This is a genomic window from Lactobacillus sp. W8172 (assembly GCF_016102055.1).
GTDB lineage: Bacteria > Bacillota > Bacilli > Lactobacillales > Lactobacillaceae > Lactobacillus > Lactobacillus apis_A.
The window spans coordinates 269,067-287,915 of sequence record NZ_JACFPG010000001.1; the positions used below are offsets into that span (position 1 = coordinate 269,067).

The following is an 18,849-nucleotide window of genomic DNA, read 5'->3' on the forward strand; positions in this document are numbered from 1 at the left end:
ATGAGCAAAGAGCTAAAAGAAGTACAAGGAATTATCTTTAAGCGTCAAAAATTTCATGAGGCAGACCTTTTAGCTAAAATAATAACGAAAAATAGCGGGATTATTACAATGATTGCTCGTGGTGCACTTAAGCCTAAGTCTAAATTAGGTGCGAGTCTGCTAAACTTTTCTTACGGTACATATGTGATTGTTTCTTCTGGACAAGGTCTAAGCAATCTCCGCACCTATAAAAATGTTAAGCAGTTTGATGGCATCTTTAATGACCTAACAAAAAATGCCTATGCCTCATTTATTTTGGACTTAGTTGACCATGCTTTTGTCGAGTATCAGGATTTAGGTAAGTACTATGATTTAACAAGTCTAGCTCTTACAAAAATCAACGATGGCGAGGATGCTGAAATGATTACTCAGACAATCCAAATGCAACTTTTAGCAGCTTATGGGGTTGAACCTGAATTGCGTCATTGTGTGATTTGTGGTAAAGAGACCGGTGACTTTGATTATTCAATTGTTAAGGGTGGAATCATTTGTAGCAATCACCTCTATACTGATGCTTCCCGCTTGCATTTGCAGCCAAAAGAAACTGCAGTTCTAAGAACGATTGGCTTAATTCCATTTTCACGTTTAGGCACAATAAAAATTAATCAGGATACAAAAAAAGCTACACGAAAAGCAATTGATCGAATATATCAAGAAACTATTGATTTAAACTTAAAAACAAAAAAGTTTCTTGATGAGCTTAATTTATTTACCTAATCCTTTAGATTAAAATATGATTATGGTAAAATACTATTGTATTTTGACGAAGATGAGGATTAAAAAAAGTACCAGTAAAGCGAATGTTAGATAGTGGAAGGACATCTGGGAAACGGCACCTCTAGTCAAACTAATTAAGAGCAGGGAAATATCCCTGAATTAGGGTGGAACCGCGATAAATCGTCCCTATGCAGTGTTGCATAGGCTTTTTTTATGGCCTGATGCAGGGAGGAAGAAAAATGGCACAGAAAAAAATAACAATTCAAGACATGATTTTTAAATTAGAAGAGTTTTGGTCTTCTAAGGGATGTATGGTAATGCCATCTTACGATGTTGAAAAAGGTGCTGGTACCATGAGTCCATATACTTTCTTAAGGGCTGTTGGACCTGAACCATGGGCTGCATGTTATGTTGAGCCTTCTAGACGTCCCGCAGATGGACGCTATGGTGACAATCCTAACCGTTTATTTCAACACCACCAATTCCAAGTAGTTATCAAACCTGCTCCTGACCAAATTCAGCAATACTACTTAGATAGTCTTAAGGTTTTGGGTATTAATCCATTAGAGCATGATATTCGTTTTGTTGAGGATAACTGGGAAAACCCATCAATGGGTTGTGCTGGTGTTGGCTGGGAAGTCTGGCTTGACGGAATGGAAGTAAGTCAATTTACTTATTTCCAAACTGTTGGTGAACTTGACGTTAAACCAACTATGAGTGAAATTACATATGGTGTTGAAAGACTTGCTTCCTATATTCAAGATGTAAACTCCGTTTTTGACTTGGAATGGGGAAATGGCGTTTTATACCGTGACATCTTTAAAGAAGCAGAATACGAAAACTCTAAATATGCTTTTGAAGAATCTAATCAAGATGACTTGTTGAAGTTCTTTGACGTGTACGAAAGAACAGCGAAAGAACTAATCAAGTTAAATCTAGTTCAACCAGCTTATGATTATATTTTGAAGTGCTCACATACCTTTAATTTGCTAGATGCTCGGGGAGCAGTCTCTGTTACAGAACGTGCAGGATATTTAGCTAGAATTAGAAATATGGCCCATGAAGTGGCTGTATGTTTTGTTGAAGAACGAGAAAAAAGAGGCTTCCCTTTACTGAAAAGCGCAGAAGACAAGAAAGCGGGGCTTGAAAATGACTAAAGACTATTTATTTGAAATTGGAACAGAAGAAATGCCAGCACATGTTGTTGCAAAAAGCGTTAAACAACTTGCTGACAGAACTCAAAAGTTCTTGAAAGAAAATGGCTTAAAGTTTAAGGATATCAAAACTTTTTCTACACCACGTCGATTAACTATTTTGGTTGAGGATTTGGCTGAAAAGCAAGAAGATATTGATGAAATAAAAAAGGGACCTGCCAAGAAGATTGCTTTGGATCAAGATGAAAATTGGACTAAGGCTGCTCAAGGTTTCGTTCGTGGTCAAAATATGACTACTGACGATATTTACTTTGAAGACCTAAAAGGCACAGAATATGCTTATATTCACGTCCAAAAAGAAGGTGAAAAAGCTACTGACATTCTTTTAGGAATGAGTGACATTATTAAGGCAATGACTTTCCCAACTAAAATGCGTTGGGGCGATTCAAATGACTTTGAATTTGTTCGACCAATTCACTGGTTGGTTTCTTTGCTTGGCAATGAGGTCGTTCCTGTTCAAATTCTTGATATCACTGCAGGTCGAAAGACTGAAGGCCACCGCTTTTTGGGTGATTCAGTTGTTTTAGCCAATGCTGATGATTATGAAGATGCTTTAAGAGATCAATTTGTCATTGCTGACGCTAAGAAGCGTAAAGAAATGATAGTTGACCAAATGAATGAGCTGGTTAAACAAAACAATTGGAAAATCAAGATGGATGCTAACTTACTTGAAGAAGTAACTAATTTGGTTGAATATCCAACTGTCTTTGCTGGCTCTTTTGATAAAAAGTATCTTGAAATGCCTCAAGAGGTATTGATTACCTCAATGAAGGATAACCAGCGTTACTTTGAAGTTTATAATAAGGATAACCAATTAATTAATCATTTTATTTCCGTACGTAATGGAAATAAGGATTATTTAGAGAATGTTATTTCTGGCAACGAAAAAGTTTTAGTTGCCAGATTAGACGATGCACAATTTTTCTACGATGAAGATCGTAAGTATCCCCTTAGTCATTTTGTCGATAAGCTTAAGAATGTTTCTTTTCATGACAAAATTGGCTCTATGTCTGAAAAAATGGAACGTGTACGTATAATTGGTGATTACCTCGCAAAGCAATGGAATCTTGATGATCAAACTATCAAGGACTTTGATCGTGCTAGTGAATTGTATAAATTTGATCTTGTAACTCAAATGGTTGGCGAATTTGCTGAGTTACAGGGTGTAATGGGTATGCACTATGCAAAACTTGCTGGTGAAAAAGATGATGTTGCGATTGCAATCAAAGAACACTACATGCCAACCACTTCAGAAGGTGAGTTACCAGAAACTGTAGTAGGTTCATTACTTTCAGTTGCCGACAAACTTGATACAATCATCACTTTCTTTGCTGTAGATATGATTCCAACTTCATCTAATGATCCTTACGCCTTACGTCGTTACGCTTATGGAATTGTACGTATTTTAATTAATCAAAAGTGGTCATTAGCCTTCAACAAAGTTTTGCCTGAACTTGTTTCTGCATTGAACGGAAAAACCCCCGCTAAGTTACCTAAGTCTGATGAAAAAGAAGCAGAAATTGCATCCTTCATCCGTGACCGGATTAACCAGTATCTGACTAAAAACAACTACAAATATGACATTATCGATGCAGTGCTTGCATCAAGTCAACAGGATCCAATTCAAATTTTAGCAGCAGCTAATGTTCTGCAATTACATCATGACGACGAGCAGTTTAGACCTGTTGTTGAAAGTCTTATTAGAATCAACAATATTTTGAAAAAGGCTAAACATAAAGGAAATAATGTCGTTAATCCAGACTTGTTTGTTAACGAAAGTGAAAAAGAACTTTACTCTGGTGTCAACAATTTACAAGACTTAACTGATTTAACGCAACTTTATGATGGTTTTGTTAAATTACAACCAGTTATCAATTTCTATTTCGAAAACAATATGATTTTGGATAAGGATGAAGCAATTAAGAACAATCGGTTAAATCAATTAGGTGCAGTGGCACAGCTTGCTGAACATTTAGGTGATCTAAGTAAGCTAGTCATTAAATAATTTATCAAAGTAGGTGAAAAGATGGCTGGATTGATACCTGAAGAGACGATTAGCAAGGTACGTGAGAACGTCAATATTGTTAATGTCATCAGTCAATACGTTTCACTAGAGAAAAAGGGGAAAGACTACATTGGTCTTTGCCCATTTCACGAAGAAAAAACGCCTTCCTTTACAGTCAATGAAGGAAAACAATTTTTTAAGTGCTTTGGTTGTGGCAAAGGCGGTAATGTTTTTACCTTTTTAATGGAAAAAGAAAATTTAACTTTTCCAGAAAGCGTGCAAAAGATTGCTGATTTTGCTCACATTGAAATTGGTGAATATGGTCAACAAAAGCCTAAATATTCCAACATTTTAATTAAAATAAATGAGGAAGCTGCTGATTTTTATCATCGAGTCTTAGTTTCAACTAATGCTGGTAAACGTGGTCTTGAATATGCTCGTGAAAGAGATTTAAGTGATGATATCCTAAATCACTTTCGTATCGGGTACGCACCGAAACAAAATAATCTTCTCCTAACATATTTACGTGGTAAGGACTACAGCGATGAAGATTTATTAGCAAGCGGTTTATTTGTTCAGTCTAAGAGTGGCGAGATGTTCGATCGCTTTAGAGATCGATTAATGTTTACTCTTACAAATGAGGGCGACTATGCAGTAGGCTTTTCAGGTAGGCGACTATCAACGGATAAAACTGAGGCAAAGTATATCAATAGCCCCGAGACAAAAGTCTTTGAGAAATCACAAGTCTTATTTCATTTTTCTGAGGCGAAAAAGGCGGCTAGATCTGAAAATCATTTAGTTTTGTATGAAGGATACATGGACGTAATTGCAGCTTATAAAGCTGGGGTAAAGTCAGGTATTGCGTCAATGGGTACAAGCTTAACTGACCAACAAGTTTACATGTTGAAACGAATCACTAAGAACATCATTATTAATTATGATGGTGATGATCCAGGAGTGCATGCAGAAGAACGAGCAGTTAAACTGTTTAATAAAGCTGGAGGTTTTGACTTGGGTGTCGTTGTCCTACCAGAAAAACTTGATCCTGATGAATATGTTCAAAAATATGGCGTTGAGAAATATCAAGAACAGATCAAAGGTGCATTAACACCGACAGACTTTTTCCTACAACGACTTGCTAAGAAATATAACTTAGATAATGATCGGCAGAAGCTTGCATATCTCGACGAAGCTATGCAAGAAATTGCTCAGCTCTCAAATCCAGTTGAACAAGATTTATATCTGGATAGGATTGCACAGCAGCAAAATGTTTCTAAAGATTCATTAAAAGTAAATTTGCTAAAATATCGCCGCCAATTTAATGCTGCTAAGCAACATACGGGCGGACAAATTTTAAATGAAGCAGAATTTCAACAAGATAACGGTCCAGCGCCAGAGTATCATCAAGATATTGTTGTTAAGAATGATTCGGTCCAAACAAGGCTATTGTACTTATTCATCCATTCTGAACATGCTCGCGATTATCTTTTGCAGCACAAGTTTTTATTTCCTGATTCCGATTATCAAAAATTAGCGGAATTATGGTTAAATTTCAGCGAAACTCACGAAAAACCGACAGTAAATAGTTTTTTAAATTTTATTCCTGAACAACTTCAAGGTATAATAGTTAATGCCGAAATGGCAGATATGCCTCAGGATTTTTCAGACCGTGAGATTTGTGAACAAATCTATGCTTTAGACATGCGCCAAGTTGACAAACAACTAAATAAGTTGATGAATGAACTTCAAGATGCAAAGAGAACTATGGATACGGACAAAATAATGTCTATTACGCAACAAATTTTACAGTTAAAGAGAATTCAAGGGCAGAGGGGGGCTTTATAGTGACAGAAAAGAAAAGCACTAGCGAAAAAGAACAACCATCTTTAGATAAAGTAGTACAAGAGGTTGTTAAAGCGGTTAAGAAAGATAAATCAATTACTGAAACTGAATTTGTTAATCGTTTGGTTAAGCCCTATGATTTAGAGGGAAAAGCAGTCGATCAATTAGTTCAAGAGTTTGAAGATAACGGCATCAGTATAGTTGATGAAAATGGTGATCCATCCAAACTAGCTTTGAAGAAGCAAAAAAATGTTGAAAAGGCTGAACTAAAAGATATGTCAGCCCCTTCAAGCGTCAGGATGAACGATCCAGTAAGAATGTACTTGAAGGAAATTGGACGTGTTCCACTTCTTAACGCAGATCAGGAAATTGCTCTTGCAAAGAGAATTGAAAAAGGCGACGAAGAGGCTAAGCAAGAATTAGCTGAAGCTAACTTACGTTTAGTTGTCTCAATTGCAAAGCGCTATGTTGGTCGTGGTATGTCATTCCTTGACTTAATTCAAGAAGGAAACATGGGTCTAATGAAAGCCGTTGACAAGTTTGATTACAGTCTTGGCTTTAAGTTTTCGACTTATGCTACTTGGTGGATTCGTCAAGCCATCACTCGTGCAATTGCTGATCAGGCTCGAACAATTAGAATTCCAGTTCATATGGTTGAAACAATCAATAAGCTGATTAGAATTCAAAGACAATTGTTGCAAGACTTAGGTCGTGAGCCAACTCCAGAAGAAATTGGTGCTGAAATGGATATGCCAACTTCTAAAGTGCGCGACATACTAAAAATTGCTCAAGAACCTGTTTCTTTGGAAACACCAATTGGTGAAGAAGATGATTCTCATTTAGGTGACTTTATTAAAGACAAAGATGCAACTAGTCCTGAACAACATGCTTCATATGAGATGCTCAAGGAGCAGCTAGAAGAGGTACTTAATACTTTAACAGATCGTGAAGAAAATGTTTTACGCTTGCGTTTTGGTCTTGATGATGGTCGGACAAGAACGCTTGAAGAAGTTGGTAAAGTTTTTGGCGTTACAAGAGAGCGAATCAGGCAAATTGAAGCAAAGGCACTACGTAAGTTGCGTCATCCAAGTCGTTCAAATCAGCTGCGTGATTTCTTAGATTAAATAGTAAATTAAAAGCTTAGTTTCATTACAATGGATGGAATTAAGCTTTTTTTGTATCTAAAATAGCTAAAAAGTGCTTTTAGCAGCAGTTTACACTTTAAAATAATTCATCTCGGCTATCATCCAAAATATGCTCATCAATATCGTCGTTAAAGTATACAAGTAAGTCACGATCAAAATTATAGGCCAATTGATGATTTAACAATTCTTCTTTCGTCATCCAAACTAAGTTTCCTTCATGAGAAGCTTTTACAGTACCTGTAAACTCTGTCGCAATATAGAAAAAAACTAAATAACGATGATCGTTTTCATCAAAAAATTGCTTAATACCACTAAGACGTGGATTTTTAATGGCGAGATTGGTTTCTTCTTTAACCTCACGAATAACAGAATCATAGAAAGACTCATGTGCTTCAACATGTCCACCCGGAAAAGTTAAACCCGGCCAGGAGGGATCATTTCGATCAATGACTAAAATTTGTTCACCTTTTTTTATCATACACATATTTGTTAAAGTAACTGGTTCCGTCCGATCCAAATTTAGAATTCTCCATCTTTTTAAAAATATTTAACTTTGCGTTCTTTAAAGCTACTTTCCAAAAGGATGAAATGGAAAGTTTTTGCCATTGATATTAATTGTTTGGCTGTTGCTGTCACTGATAATCTTTCCCTTTACGGTATTAGATGTGGACAGGTCGGATTTTTTCAAAGGAACATTGGTCCAAATTACCCTTAAATCTACTCCGTTATCAGTGCTCTGCAAATTATTTCTGAACAAATCTGGCTGTAGAATTTCTGGAGGTACAGCGACGTTAACCGAAGTAGGCATTACCGGCTGAATTAATTTTCTATTTAGCTGATCTCGAATAAAGGGCTTGAGTTTATGAGTCTCTGATTTATTCATTCAAAAAAGTCCTCTCATTACAAAATTACGATATTTTTATTATAAATCTTTTATCAGTAAAAAATACAGCGGTTTCTAACTATTTTGAACAAAGAGCGGTAAGTGTATGCTAAAATTTTATACATGGAAAGTAGGTCAAAAAGTGAATTTACGTTTAAACAAACTCGCAACGATGGTAGATCAAGATGCGCGAATTGCAGATATTGGTACAGATCACGCATACTTACCAATTGAATTAGTCAAATCGGGCAAGGTCAATTTTGCAATTGCTAGTGATATTGGAAAAGGGCCGCTTGATAATGCAAAACAGGATATTAAAGAGGCTAGTTTAGAAGGAAAAATAGACACTCGCTTAGGAGCTGGACTTGAAACCATCTCAGCCAAAGACAACATTGATACTATAGTGATTGCTGGCATGGGTGGTAACTTGATGAGTCAAATTTTAAATGATGCCTTAGTTGACAAAAAAATGAGTTTCGACACCTTAATTCTCGAACCAAATGTTGGAGAATATGGCGTTCGCAAATGGTTAATGCAACACAGCTACCAAATTGTCGATGAACAAATTGTCGCTGAAGCCGGTCATACTTATGAGCTGATTAAAGCTAGAAAAACTGAATCAGATATCCCATTAACAGAAAAAGAGCTATATTTTGGTCCAATCCTAATTAAGACTAAAAATCAGACTTTTACTAGTAAATGGATGGGACAGCTAAAGTACCAACAAAATTTGTTAGTCAATTTAAATAAGGCAAAAAATAAAGATATGTCTCATATCAAACAGGTTCAAGAACAGATTGAAATGATCAAAGGAGAATTAAATGACTAAAGTTAAAGACCTTGTGAAAGTTTTAAACGATTTCTTTTCCGAAAAAATTGCAAGTGCTGGGGATCCCGTTGGCATTCAAATTGGTTCTTTAGAGCAATCAGTAACCAAGGTTATGACCACGTTAGATGTTCGACCACAGGTTGTTGACGAAGCAATAAAAGAGCATGTTGATCTAATTATCAGCCATCATCCTTTAATGTTTAGACCTGCACCTAACTTAAACTTTGCTGATCCGCAAAATGAAATGTATGGCAAAATAATTGCTAACGGCATTACTGTCTATTCAATTCATACTAATTCTGATAAAGCTCAAGATGGGTCTAGCGATTGGCAGGCAGAAGAATTAGGTTTGACTGATGTACAGCCTTTTTGCCTAGATAGTGATGGCATTGCTATTGGACGAAAAGGCAAGCTGCCTAAAACGCTTTCGGCAATTGATTTTGCATACTATGTAAAAGAGAAAATGAATATCAAAATGGTTAGATTGATTACTGCTGATAACCAGCAACAAATTTCAACTGTTTCACTTATTTGCGGAGATGGGGGTAAGTACTGGCACCAAGCAGTTACTGAAAAGATAGATGCCTTTGTAACCGGAGACGTTTATTATCATACTGGTCACGATATGATTTCTTCAGGAATAACAGTAATTGATCCTGGGCACTATACAGAAAAATTATTTAAGGATAAAATATATGAAAAGTTAATTAAATGGAATGAAGAAAATAATTGGGATGTTAATGTTATTAAGTCACATGTTTCAACTAACCCATTCCAAGATTTAGTTTAAATAAAGGAGTTTTTATGGAATACCCAAATTTATTACCCAGATTTTTAAAATATGTAAAAGTTAACTCGCGTTCGGATGAGCACTCAGACCGTTTTCCATCCACTAAGCGTCAAGAAGACTTTCAGAAAGAAGTTGTAATGAAGGATTTAGAGGATTTGGGCTTAAGTGATGTACATTACAACCAAAAATCCGGCTGTGTAATTGCTGAAATTCCTTCAAATATTGATTATGAAGTTCCAGTAATGGGTTTTCTAGCACATTGTGATACGGCAGATTTCAATGCGGAAAATGTTCGCCCACAAGTCCATGAAAACTATGATGGTAAATCAAAAATTCAATTAGGTGATTCTGATTTTTACTTGGATCCTGAGGTTTTCCCTAACCTCAAAAAATATGCCGGTAAAAAGCTTATTACTACATCAGGTGATACATTGCTAGGTGGAGATGACAAGTGTGGTGTCAGTGAAGTAGTAACTCTAGCTGAATATTTGATGAATCATCCAGAAGTTAAGCATGGAAAAATTCGTTTGGCCTTTACACCTGATGAAGAAATTGGTACTGGTGCGCCTCACTTTGACATTGATGAGTTTGGTGCAGACTTTGGGTATACACTTGATGGGGCTGCTCCAGGTAAGCTTGACTGGGGAACTTTCTCAGCAGCAACATTTACACTTAACATTCAAGGAGTAAACGTTCACCCATCAGTTGCTAAAAACCAGATGATCAGTGCAATTCAAGTAGGTATTAACTTCCAAAATCAACTTCCAGCAGATGAAGTACCAGAAAAAACTGATGGACGACAAGGCTTCTTCCATTTAACTGATTTCCAGGGATCCGTTGATAATGCATACCTTGAGTACATTGTCCGTGACTTTGAACGTGATGGTCTTGAGCGTCGTAAAAACTTGGTTAAAGACATTGTCACTAAAATGAATGATGAATTTGGTACTGAGCGAATCAAATTAACAATGAGAGATCAATATTACAATATGGCAGATGAACTTGAAAAACACATGGATGTTGTTAACTTAGCAAGAGATGCATATCGTAAAGAAGGATTGACTGAAATCGACGAGGATCCAATTAGAGGTGGTACAGACGGTAGTCAACTGACTTATCGTGGTTTACCATGTCCAAACCTATTCTCAGGTCAGGAAAACATGCATGGTCGTTACGAATACACTGTTTTAGAATCAATGTACAAAGCAGTTGACGTTATGATCAGAATGGTCGAAATGAACGCAACAAATAATAAATAGTGAAACAAAAAAGGTTAGAAAAGCACTTTCTCTAAAATTAACTTAAATGAGATAAGTGCTTTTATATCAATGATAATTAGTGTTGGGTAATACCAGCTTAATTATGCACATCTACTCTAATAATCAAAAAATGCCGATTAAAACGTTGCTATTAATGAGTTAATCGGCTTTTTTGTTTGAAATTAAGTAAAAATGCAGAGTCGTGGAACACTGAAAAAATAATAAGACTCTTATAAACGATCAATAAGAACATAAAATTGCTTTTTAGAAGTATTTATTAGGAAGAAATAAAAAAGATTGCACTAACATATAAACTGCGGTATTATTACAGTGTATTAGAAATGTGATACAGTAAAAGGATGGTGGATTTGTGGAATTCAAGGATAATATTCCCATTTATCTGCAAATCAAGCAATATCTATATCGTCAAATTGTTACCGGCGAATTAAAGCCAGGACAGAAAATTCCTTCTGTACGTGAACTTGCAGTTCAATTGACTGTTAATGTAAACACGGTACAAAGAGCTTTGCAACAAATGAACGTAGAGGGGATTTTGTATACTAAGCGCGGAGAAGGTAATTTTGTTACCGAAGATACAGACTTGCTTGAAAAGACAAAACAGGAATTGATTAATGATGAGCTAAATAAATTTGTTCAAAGTATGAATGATTTGGGTGTGTCAAATGATCAAATTCATGATATCTTATCAGCTTATTTAAAGTAGGGGAATAGTTAATGAGCAATCTCTTAGAAATTGAGAATTTAACATATAGAAAGAACCTAAAAGTGATTCTTAAAGATATCAACTTAAACTTAAAGCATGGCAAAATCGTTGCTCTTTTAGGCGAAAATGGTGCTGGTAAAACAACACTGATGCGCATAATTGCAGGAATTAATAAAAATTTTCTCGGCATGGTTGCGGTTGATGGAGCTCAACCAGTTGAGGACCGTAAAAGACTCATTTCTTTCTCTGACAGTTTGTCAGGATTTAAGGAGAATACTAAAGTTGCAAAAATAATTAATTTTTATGAATATCTTTATGATGATTTTGACAAAGATAAATTCAAGCAGATACAAAAGTTCATGAGGTTAAATGATGACTTATGTTTGTCCGAAATGTCAAAAGGTATGAGGGAAAAGCTAATTATTGCTCTGACTTTTTCACGTCAAGCAGAACTCTATTTACTCGACGAACCTTTCTCTGGAATTGACGCGATGGCTCGAAAAAAAATTATTAGTTCAATTATTCTGTGGAAAGCAGATGAAGCAACTATTCTAATCTCTGATCATTTCGTTAACGAAATTGCTTCTATGCTTGACGAAGTTGTTGTTGTAAAAGATAAAACAATCTACTGTCACAAGTCAACTGAAGAAATACGTGAGAGTAACCAAAGCATCGAAGAATTTTATGAGAACATATATGGAGAGGGTGAAGAATAATGTTCGGTCGGCTTTTTGCTACTTTATTTACACGAAAAATTAAGAAGGCCAACTACGTATTGCTTGTCCAATTAATTGCAGCCATAGCAATTACTGTACTCAGTTTTACTACGAGTGGACATGTTTATTTTGGAAGGCAAGATTTAGGGGTTTTTCCATCATTTTTCATGTTTGTCCTCTTTTTCTCCTTTATTGCAGCATTGGCTTTATACTGCATAACTTGTAATGAAAATGAGTCAATTAATGTGAACCAGTCTTTGCGGTTATTACCAATCTCTGATTCAAAGTACTATTTAGATAATATCTTCACTTCAATTGCAACATTAGCATATTTTGCATGTATAGAAGTTATTGGCATAGGTATTAGCTTTTTGTTAGCCTTTCAATTTGATGGCACATTTCATTCAGAATTTATGACATCGTTCGAAAAAAGTGGTTTTGTTTTCAGTGTTAACGATTTTATTGTTGTTATCCAGTCACTAATCTTACTTGTTTTATTTTGTCTACTCTTTTATCTAATGCTTAGTTTTTTAAACTTCTCAAGCCAAGCAATTATTAGTTTTTTACCAGTGTCAATTAAAAACAAGTCTTTGCTGGGGTTCATCCGCGTTTTCCTGGTGTTCATTCTCATATGGGCATTAGTCAAAGGAATCCGAGCTCTAACGCCTATTTTTGATGCACCATTTGCAGTCTTCTTTCAATCAACATCATCAAATGATTTAATGGAACCAATTTCGGTGTTCATTTGCTTTGACTTGCTTTTCATTACCATTAATTTGTTCTTGTTCAATCAATATATTGAGCCAAAAGAAAAGAAATAACTATCAAACTACTCATTAAGAATATTAGTGAGTAGTTTTTTGTTAAAAAGGATTGCATGGCAGATTTTTTTAGTCTATCATAATAGTGTAATAGAAATATAATACAGTATAAACAGCTGATTTGATCTCCAAATTGAATTATCTCTGGGTATGAAGATTGACAAACGTACTCGTATAAAGCAAAAGATTTAGTTGTTAATAAAGTGTATTAGAACTAGGAGCGAACTTAATGGGAAATCTACTAGAAATCAAAGATTTGACGTATCGGAAAAATCAAAAAACGATCTTAAATAATGTCAATCTAACATTAGGACCAGGAAAAATTGTTGCATTATTAGGAGAAAATGGTGCAGGAAAAACTACTTTGATGCGTATTATTGATAGTATGGCTAAAAATTATCATGGCACTGTAATGGTAGCAGGAGAGGATAATGAAGTGGAAAGGAAAAAGCACATATCCTTTACTGATAATTTATCTGGATTTTCTGAAAATGCAAAAGTAGAACAAATTAGCAAATTCTATGAAGTTATTTATCAAGATTTTGATGTAAATGAATTCGAACAGCTACGTGGTTTTATGAAAATTGATTCTGAAATGCGTCTTTCTGAAATGTCAAAAGGTATTCGTGAAAAACTAGTTATTGCGCTAACATTTTCGCGTAAAGTAGATTTATATCTATTAGATGAGCCCTTTTCCGGAATTGACGCGATGGCTCGAAAAAAGATTATTAACTCAATTATTTTATGGAAGGCTAAGGAATCTACTATTTTAGTTTCTGATCACTTTGTTAACGAAATTTCTTCCATGCTAGATGAGGTTGTGATTATTAGAGATCATACTGTATATGAACATTTATCAGCGGATGATATTAGAGCTAAAAATCAGAGCATTGAAGAATACTATGAAGGACTTTATCAGGAGGAAGAAGAATAATGTCACTTTTTAATTGCTGCTTTACTGAACTATTCAAATTAAAAACTAAGAAGCTTAACACCTTGATGCTTTTTCAGATTCTAACTTCAATGGCAATAACCTTTTTTTCTCTGTATAAATTTGAAAATAATCACTTTATCCGCAATAGTTATGTAAATGATTTTAATTTCATAACCAACTGGATGACGTCTTTCTTCTTTATTGTTCTTGCTTTTGGATTTATTGCTGTTTGCTTGATAGCAATATTTGCTCAAAGGGTAAACCGCAGTCAAACCTGGCGGCTAATTCCAATGAGCAGCACCAATCTTTACCTTGATAATACGCTTAGTTCATTTGTCTCAATTGTTTATCTCGGAATCTTAGACGTAATTGGACTTTTGCTTTTATTCGGGATGTCGGTACTAACGGATAGTCGTTTCAAAAAGAACGTGATTACAGGTTTCTCCAGTCCTTCAAACGCAATGTCTCAATTATTCAATGAACGAGCTTTCAAAATTTGGGGCTCTATATTACTATTGATTTTAATTACTCTTTTTGTCTTTTTTGTAGTTGATTTTTTAAACTTTTCAAGTCGTGCAATTTTAGAATTTTTACCCACTACAAGCGGTCAAGCTTTTCTCAGAGTCATTTTTATCATAGTCATAGTTGTTGCTTGTTGGGTTGCCTTTAGTGCTAATAGCTTCTTAGCGTCACTTATCGACTTTCCGATAAACTTTCTGTTTAGTAGTATTTTTGGCTATGAGTATAATGATAGGTATATAGACTTTGGTATTTCACTTATTATCATGTTAATCTTTGATATCTTTTTATTGATAGCTAATACTTTGATATTCAACTACTTTTTCGAAGCAAGGGAAAAGAAATAGTGTATTTCTCTTCAAACAAAGAAAAATGACCCCAAGCAAGACTTGAGGCCATTTTTTTCTTTATGCTTATTTTTAACTTAACGCTTGGTAGCGAGAAAGTCATACAGTTGATTGATTTCTTCAGGAGTGAATTCACCTTTACCAGCCTTCATTGCATGAATTTTCTCTACCGATAGGTGACTAGCAAATGCTAAATCTGTATCTGTAGTATGGTGTTCTGTCTGGTAAGTAATAATTGCATCGGATAATTCTTCTATTTGCTGATTCATAATAAAATCTCCTTTACAATTATTTTAGCCAAAAAACCAAAAAATTCAAAGAAAAGTACTGCTAAAATCCTTGAATTTTATTAAAAGGCCAATATCTAAAGGTAACTTTACCGACTAGATTTTCTCTTTTTACAGGTCCAAAAATATGGGAGTCTTTTGAGATATCACGATGATCACCCATTACCCAGTAATAGCCTTTAGGCACTTTATAAGTAAAATTAGTGGTGTATGTATGTCCAGCATCATTGTCCGCTTTTTTGTACTTGTTATTAAGGTATGGTTCAGCTAGTCTCTTGCCATTAATATACATTTTGTCGTTTTTAGAAACGATTTTATCACCCGGCAAACCAATAACACGCTTAATATACATTGCTCCAGGAGTGTCATTTGCGGCCTTAGGAGCTAATAAAACTACCACATCGTTACGTTTAGGCGTAAAGTTCCGTACCGAAATCAAGCGATCTTTATCTTCAAAAGTTGGCTGCATTGATGGGCCAGAAACTTCATCATTTGAAAGAACGAAGTGGAAGACAAGATAGAAAGCACCAAGAATTACCACCATCATTATGACAACGTCTAGGATGAATTTTCCAAGACTTTCTTCTTCGTTATCTTGCTTTTTTGTTACATTTTTTGCCATAAAATATTCTCCTTTATTCAGTTACCTTTTATTATAACTGAAATCTAGTCACATGAATGGTAAAATCATTGTAGGTATTAGAAATGACAGATTATTTAAAGAAAATTAATCAATTAGATGCTCAGTTTGATAACCCACTAATTCATAACCAAATTAAAGAGGTTAATCAAATTGACCGCTACATGAAAGAAAAGAAAATTTTACCGACTGCTCCTAGACGACTTGGATTTTATCCAAATGAAGTTGAAAAGCTCGAAAGTTGTATGCCAAGGCAGCAGAAGGGCAATATAAAAATTGCTAATCAACTTCTTAATAGCTTGAGGCAGTATATATCAATCAATTACGGTGTTTGGTCATTGCCGAATTTAGAAACTGCTAAACTAATTAAGGAGCAGTTTAAAATTAGCTCCGTCTTAGAAATAATGGCAGGAAATGCGTATTGGTCAAAGGCTTTAACTGAAGTAGGTTTAAAGACAATTGCAACAGATTCTTTAGAATGGTCAAAAACCTCAAAAACTGGAAGTCAACAGGCTACAAAGGTATTGAATTTATCTGCACCTGAGGCAATTCGAGCGTTTCCTGACGTCCAACTAGTTATTTGTGCATGGGCACCTAATTTTGACGAGAGTGATTTAAGTGCGATAGAAGCTTGGCAAAAATACAATTCATCCAGTCGTTTGCTGTTTATTGGTGAAAAAAATGGTGTAACTAATTCTGCCACTTTTTGGCACCAAATCCATTTCAGTCATTCGCCAGAATTACAGACAGTTAATCATTCGTTTACGAGTTTTGATTTTATTGAAGAACAAATATTTGAGATAAAACATGAGATCTAAAAAAATCCTCTTACTATTAATTATTTTTTTAACATTACTTGGTTCAGGCACAATGCTTTCAAATGTCCAGTCCCAAGAAGCTAACCAACTACTTGAGGCTTATGGCTTGAGCAACAATACGCGCAGCTTTGAAATCAAGAATAGCCAAAGTGTTAGCGATTTTTTAAAATATTTAGAAAAAACCTTTCCCCAAAATAAAATCCAGCTTCACTTAACGAGTAAAAGAAAGGACAATCAGACATTAGTTTGGTCTAATCATGATGTTTTAACATTACCAACGGAATCTGGGCGATACTTCACCTCTGATGACTTTAAGGGACGCGTTTCATTTGGCGTTTTGGGTTTAAATGCTAAGGTTCCTACATTAAAAACGCAGAATAATGAGTACATTAATTTAAATAATACTTATTATTCCGTGATTGGTACTCTAAAACACTATCGCCGAATGAAACAAAATGGTTATTATTTAACAACCGGTACAAAGCAACCTACAGGTAAATTCAAGCTTAAAGACTATACCATTATTATTGATAGCTCTAATAAGGTAATTAGAAAAATTGCCCGTCATTATGATGTTAAAGTTAAAACACCAGTATTTGTAAGAAAGCATCAAAAGCGCCAACTTTCCGTAATTAAAGAATTACTATTCATCATTTTGCTAGTCCTTGTGGCCACTATTGCTAACCTCATCTTGGCTTACTTGGATTGGCAAACCGTTAAGGCGACCCACTTAAAAGGTAGTTTATTACGCAATTGGCTAGCTAATCATGGCTTTAGAATAATATTAGTAGAGCTATTATTATCACTTGGAGCATATTTCTTCCTTTGCTGGCGTGCTTTTTATTCAAATCGAGAGCACCTTTTAATACTTCTTTTGGGCAGCTGGGGCGTAGTTGCGCTTGTTTATAGCTTCTTCATCTTTTTATGTTGGCGAAAGGAAAACACACATGCTTAATTTACCAGCTGACTTTATTTCTAAATATCAAAAATTACTTGGTCAAGGACAAGCACAAGAACTATTTGATGCGATGAATCAACCCGCCAAAAAGGCATTTAGAATCAACACTTTAAAAGGACAGCGAGAAGTATCTTATTCTCTCAATCAACCGATTCCAGGACTTAAAAATGCATACTATGGCCAGATTAATGGTCAAGACCCGGAAGCTATCAGTGGCTTAGTCTATTCTCAAGACCCTGCAGCAATGTTTCCTGCCATGATTGCTGATATTCATCCTGGAAACAAAGTACTCGATTTATGTGCTGCTCCTGGAGGAAAAAGCACTTTTATCGCTGAACAGCTGAAAGGTAAGGGACTACTTGTTGCAAATGAAATTTCTAATACACGAGTTAAAGCCTTAAGAGAAAACTTAGAGCGCTGGGGGGTAATTAATGCACTAATAACTTCTGCAAGCCCAGAAAAGTTAGTTCAACCGTTTACGCAATTTTTCGATAAAATTATTGTCGATGCCCCGTGTAGTGGGGAAGGGATGTTTCGAAAAAATCCTGAAGCAATTTCTTATTGGTCACAAGATTATGTTATGACTTGCCAAAAAAGACAACAGGATATTCTGACCGAAGCAGTAAAAATGCTTAAGCCTGGTGGCGAATTGGTTTACTCAACTTGTACTTTTTCGCCAGAAGAGGATGAAGAAATCGTATCCTGGTTAGTCGAGCAATTTGGCTTTAAAATTCTCCCAATCAAAGTAAATACATCTGCTGTTGAACCAGGACATCCAGATTGGGCCAATAACGATCCTGCAATAAAGGGGACATTACGTTTTTGGCCAAACGATAATTTAGGTGAAGGGCAGTATGTAGCCAAATTACAATTAGCTGAACGAGAAAAAAGCACCAGCACTAAAGTCAAAAAGCGGAAAACTCATCAAAACAAAGCAAAATTGACGAGGTCAGAAAGTGCATTAGTTGCAGAAGTTTTAAAACCATTTAATTTACCCCTAGAACTTGCTAACTGGTCAACATCTTGTCTAGTAAGTCAAAATCATGTTTATCTTCCTGCCATCGAGGCTGACAATATGCATTTTAAAATTATTAGTAACGGGTTAGAGCTAGGAATTTTAAAGAAAAAGCGCTTTGAACCTAGTCATCAATTAGCGCTGGTTTTAGGACAAAGAAAACAAAAACAGGTAGTAAATTTAACTAAAGAAGATTATGCTAAGTATATTCATGGCGAGACTATTCGCCTAGAATCAACTTTACACGGTTTTGTGCTAGTTAGTTGCCAAAATTGCGTGTTCAGTTTTGGTAAAATAACTAATAATGTGTTAAAGAATTTTTATCCAAAGGGATTACGGAAGTAAAA

The 18,849-nt window shown here is 35.2% G+C and carries 20 protein-coding genes; 16 read left to right on the forward strand and 4 right to left on the reverse strand.

Annotated features, from left to right (window positions below):
• From recO to rpoD, 5 genes are all read left to right on the forward strand, one after another.
• Window positions 1-756, forward strand: coding sequence for a DNA repair protein RecO (gene recO, locus H3R21_RS01270; RefSeq protein WP_198182456.1), 756 nt, complete (start codon window positions 1-3; stop codon window positions 754-756).
• A 239-nt stretch (window positions 757-995) separates the two neighbouring features.
• On the forward strand, window positions 996-1,913 hold the full coding sequence (gene glyQ, locus H3R21_RS01275; RefSeq protein ID WP_074425307.1) for a glycine--tRNA ligase subunit alpha: 918 nt from the start codon (window positions 996-998) through the stop codon (window positions 1,911-1,913).
• Complete coding sequence (glyS, locus tag H3R21_RS01280; RefSeq protein WP_198182459.1) at window positions 1,906-3,975, forward strand: glycine--tRNA ligase subunit beta; 2,070 nt, start codon at window positions 1,906-1,908, stop codon at window positions 3,973-3,975. Before glyQ ends, glyS begins: the two co-directional genes overlap by 8 nt.
• A gap of 21 nt (window positions 3,976-3,996) precedes the next feature.
• Window positions 3,997-5,820 (forward strand): DNA primase, encoded by a 1,824-nt coding sequence (gene dnaG / locus H3R21_RS01285; protein WP_198182461.1) that lies wholly within the window; start codon window positions 3,997-3,999, stop codon window positions 5,818-5,820.
• Entirely contained in the window at window positions 5,820-6,941 is a 1,122-nt protein-coding gene (rpoD, locus tag H3R21_RS01290; protein WP_198182463.1) for an RNA polymerase sigma factor RpoD, read from the forward strand. Before dnaG ends, rpoD begins: the two co-directional genes overlap by 1 nt.
• Before the next feature lie 97 nt (window positions 6,942-7,038).
• Here rpoD and H3R21_RS01295 read toward each other — a convergent pair whose 3' ends face one another.
• Window positions 7,039-7,479: an 8-oxo-dGTP diphosphatase gene (locus tag H3R21_RS01295; protein WP_198182465.1), complete on the reverse strand. Its 441-nt coding sequence runs from the start codon at window positions 7,477-7,479 to the stop codon at window positions 7,039-7,041.
• Between the two features lie 51 nt (window positions 7,480-7,530).
• Window positions 7,531-7,845 (reverse strand): hypothetical protein, encoded by a 315-nt coding sequence (locus H3R21_RS01300; protein ID WP_198182467.1) that lies wholly within the window; start codon window positions 7,843-7,845, stop codon window positions 7,531-7,533.
• Between the two features lie 142 nt (window positions 7,846-7,987).
• On the opposite strand from H3R21_RS01300, the gene H3R21_RS01305 reads away from it, so the two are divergent.
• From H3R21_RS01305 to H3R21_RS01340, 8 genes are all read left to right on the forward strand, one after another.
• Window positions 7,988-8,674 carry a class I SAM-dependent methyltransferase gene (locus tag H3R21_RS01305; RefSeq protein WP_198182468.1) on the forward strand — a complete coding sequence of 229 codons (687 nt, stop codon included), beginning with the start codon at window positions 7,988-7,990 and terminating at the stop codon, window positions 8,672-8,674.
• Window positions 8,667-9,464 (forward strand): Nif3-like dinuclear metal center hexameric protein, encoded by a 798-nt coding sequence (locus H3R21_RS01310; RefSeq protein ID WP_198182470.1) that lies wholly within the window; start codon window positions 8,667-8,669, stop codon window positions 9,462-9,464. The genes H3R21_RS01305 and H3R21_RS01310 overlap by 8 nt, the downstream gene beginning before the upstream one ends.
• Before the next feature lie 14 nt (window positions 9,465-9,478).
• Entirely contained in the window at window positions 9,479-10,723 is a 1,245-nt protein-coding gene (gene pepT / locus H3R21_RS01315) for a peptidase T (RefSeq protein WP_198182472.1), read from the forward strand.
• Window positions 10,724-11,093: 370 nt separating this feature from the next.
• Window positions 11,094-11,447, forward strand: a complete 354-nt coding sequence (locus H3R21_RS01320; RefSeq protein WP_046306922.1) for a GntR family transcriptional regulator — start codon at window positions 11,094-11,096, stop codon at window positions 11,445-11,447.
• A gap of 11 nt (window positions 11,448-11,458) precedes the next feature.
• Window positions 11,459-12,163: an ABC transporter ATP-binding protein gene (locus H3R21_RS01325; protein WP_198182474.1), complete on the forward strand. Its 705-nt coding sequence runs from the start codon at window positions 11,459-11,461 to the stop codon at window positions 12,161-12,163.
• A complete protein-coding gene (locus H3R21_RS01330; protein WP_198182476.1) occupies window positions 12,163-12,984 on the forward strand; it encodes a hypothetical protein in 822 nt (273 codons plus the stop codon). Before H3R21_RS01325 ends, H3R21_RS01330 begins: the two co-directional genes overlap by 1 nt.
• A gap of 229 nt (window positions 12,985-13,213) precedes the next feature.
• Entirely contained in the window at window positions 13,214-13,918 is a 705-nt protein-coding gene (locus tag H3R21_RS01335; RefSeq protein ID WP_198182478.1) for an ABC transporter ATP-binding protein, read from the forward strand.
• Window positions 13,918-14,784 (forward strand): hypothetical protein, encoded by an 867-nt coding sequence (locus tag H3R21_RS01340; RefSeq protein WP_198182480.1) that lies wholly within the window; start codon window positions 13,918-13,920, stop codon window positions 14,782-14,784. Before H3R21_RS01335 ends, H3R21_RS01340 begins: the two co-directional genes overlap by 1 nt.
• Window positions 14,785-14,861: 77 nt before the next feature.
• Here H3R21_RS01340 and H3R21_RS01345 read toward each other — a convergent pair whose 3' ends face one another.
• A complete protein-coding gene (locus tag H3R21_RS01345) occupies window positions 14,862-15,053 on the reverse strand; it encodes an LBP_cg2779 family protein (RefSeq protein ID WP_046306912.1) in 192 nt (63 codons plus the stop codon).
• 61 nt (window positions 15,054-15,114) lie between these two features.
• Window positions 15,115-15,693, reverse strand: coding sequence for a signal peptidase I (gene lepB / locus H3R21_RS01350; RefSeq protein ID WP_046306911.1), 579 nt, complete (start codon window positions 15,691-15,693; stop codon window positions 15,115-15,117).
• 83 nt (window positions 15,694-15,776) lie between these two features.
• Between lepB and H3R21_RS01355 the strand changes: the two genes are divergently transcribed.
• The 3 genes from H3R21_RS01355 to H3R21_RS01365 are packed head-to-tail and all read left to right on the forward strand — an operon-like array spanning window position 15,777 to window position 18,847.
• Window positions 15,777-16,529, forward strand: coding sequence for an SAM-dependent methyltransferase (locus H3R21_RS01355; protein WP_198182482.1), 753 nt, complete (start codon window positions 15,777-15,779; stop codon window positions 16,527-16,529).
• Window positions 16,519-17,484 (forward strand): hypothetical protein, encoded by a 966-nt coding sequence (locus H3R21_RS01360; protein ID WP_198182484.1) that lies wholly within the window; start codon window positions 16,519-16,521, stop codon window positions 17,482-17,484. The genes H3R21_RS01355 and H3R21_RS01360 overlap by 11 nt, the downstream gene beginning before the upstream one ends.
• Window positions 17,477-18,847: an RsmB/NOP family class I SAM-dependent RNA methyltransferase gene (locus tag H3R21_RS01365; protein WP_198182487.1), complete on the forward strand. Its 1,371-nt coding sequence runs from the start codon at window positions 17,477-17,479 to the stop codon at window positions 18,845-18,847. Before H3R21_RS01360 ends, H3R21_RS01365 begins: the two co-directional genes overlap by 8 nt.
• Window positions 18,848-18,849: the final 2 nt, after the last annotated feature.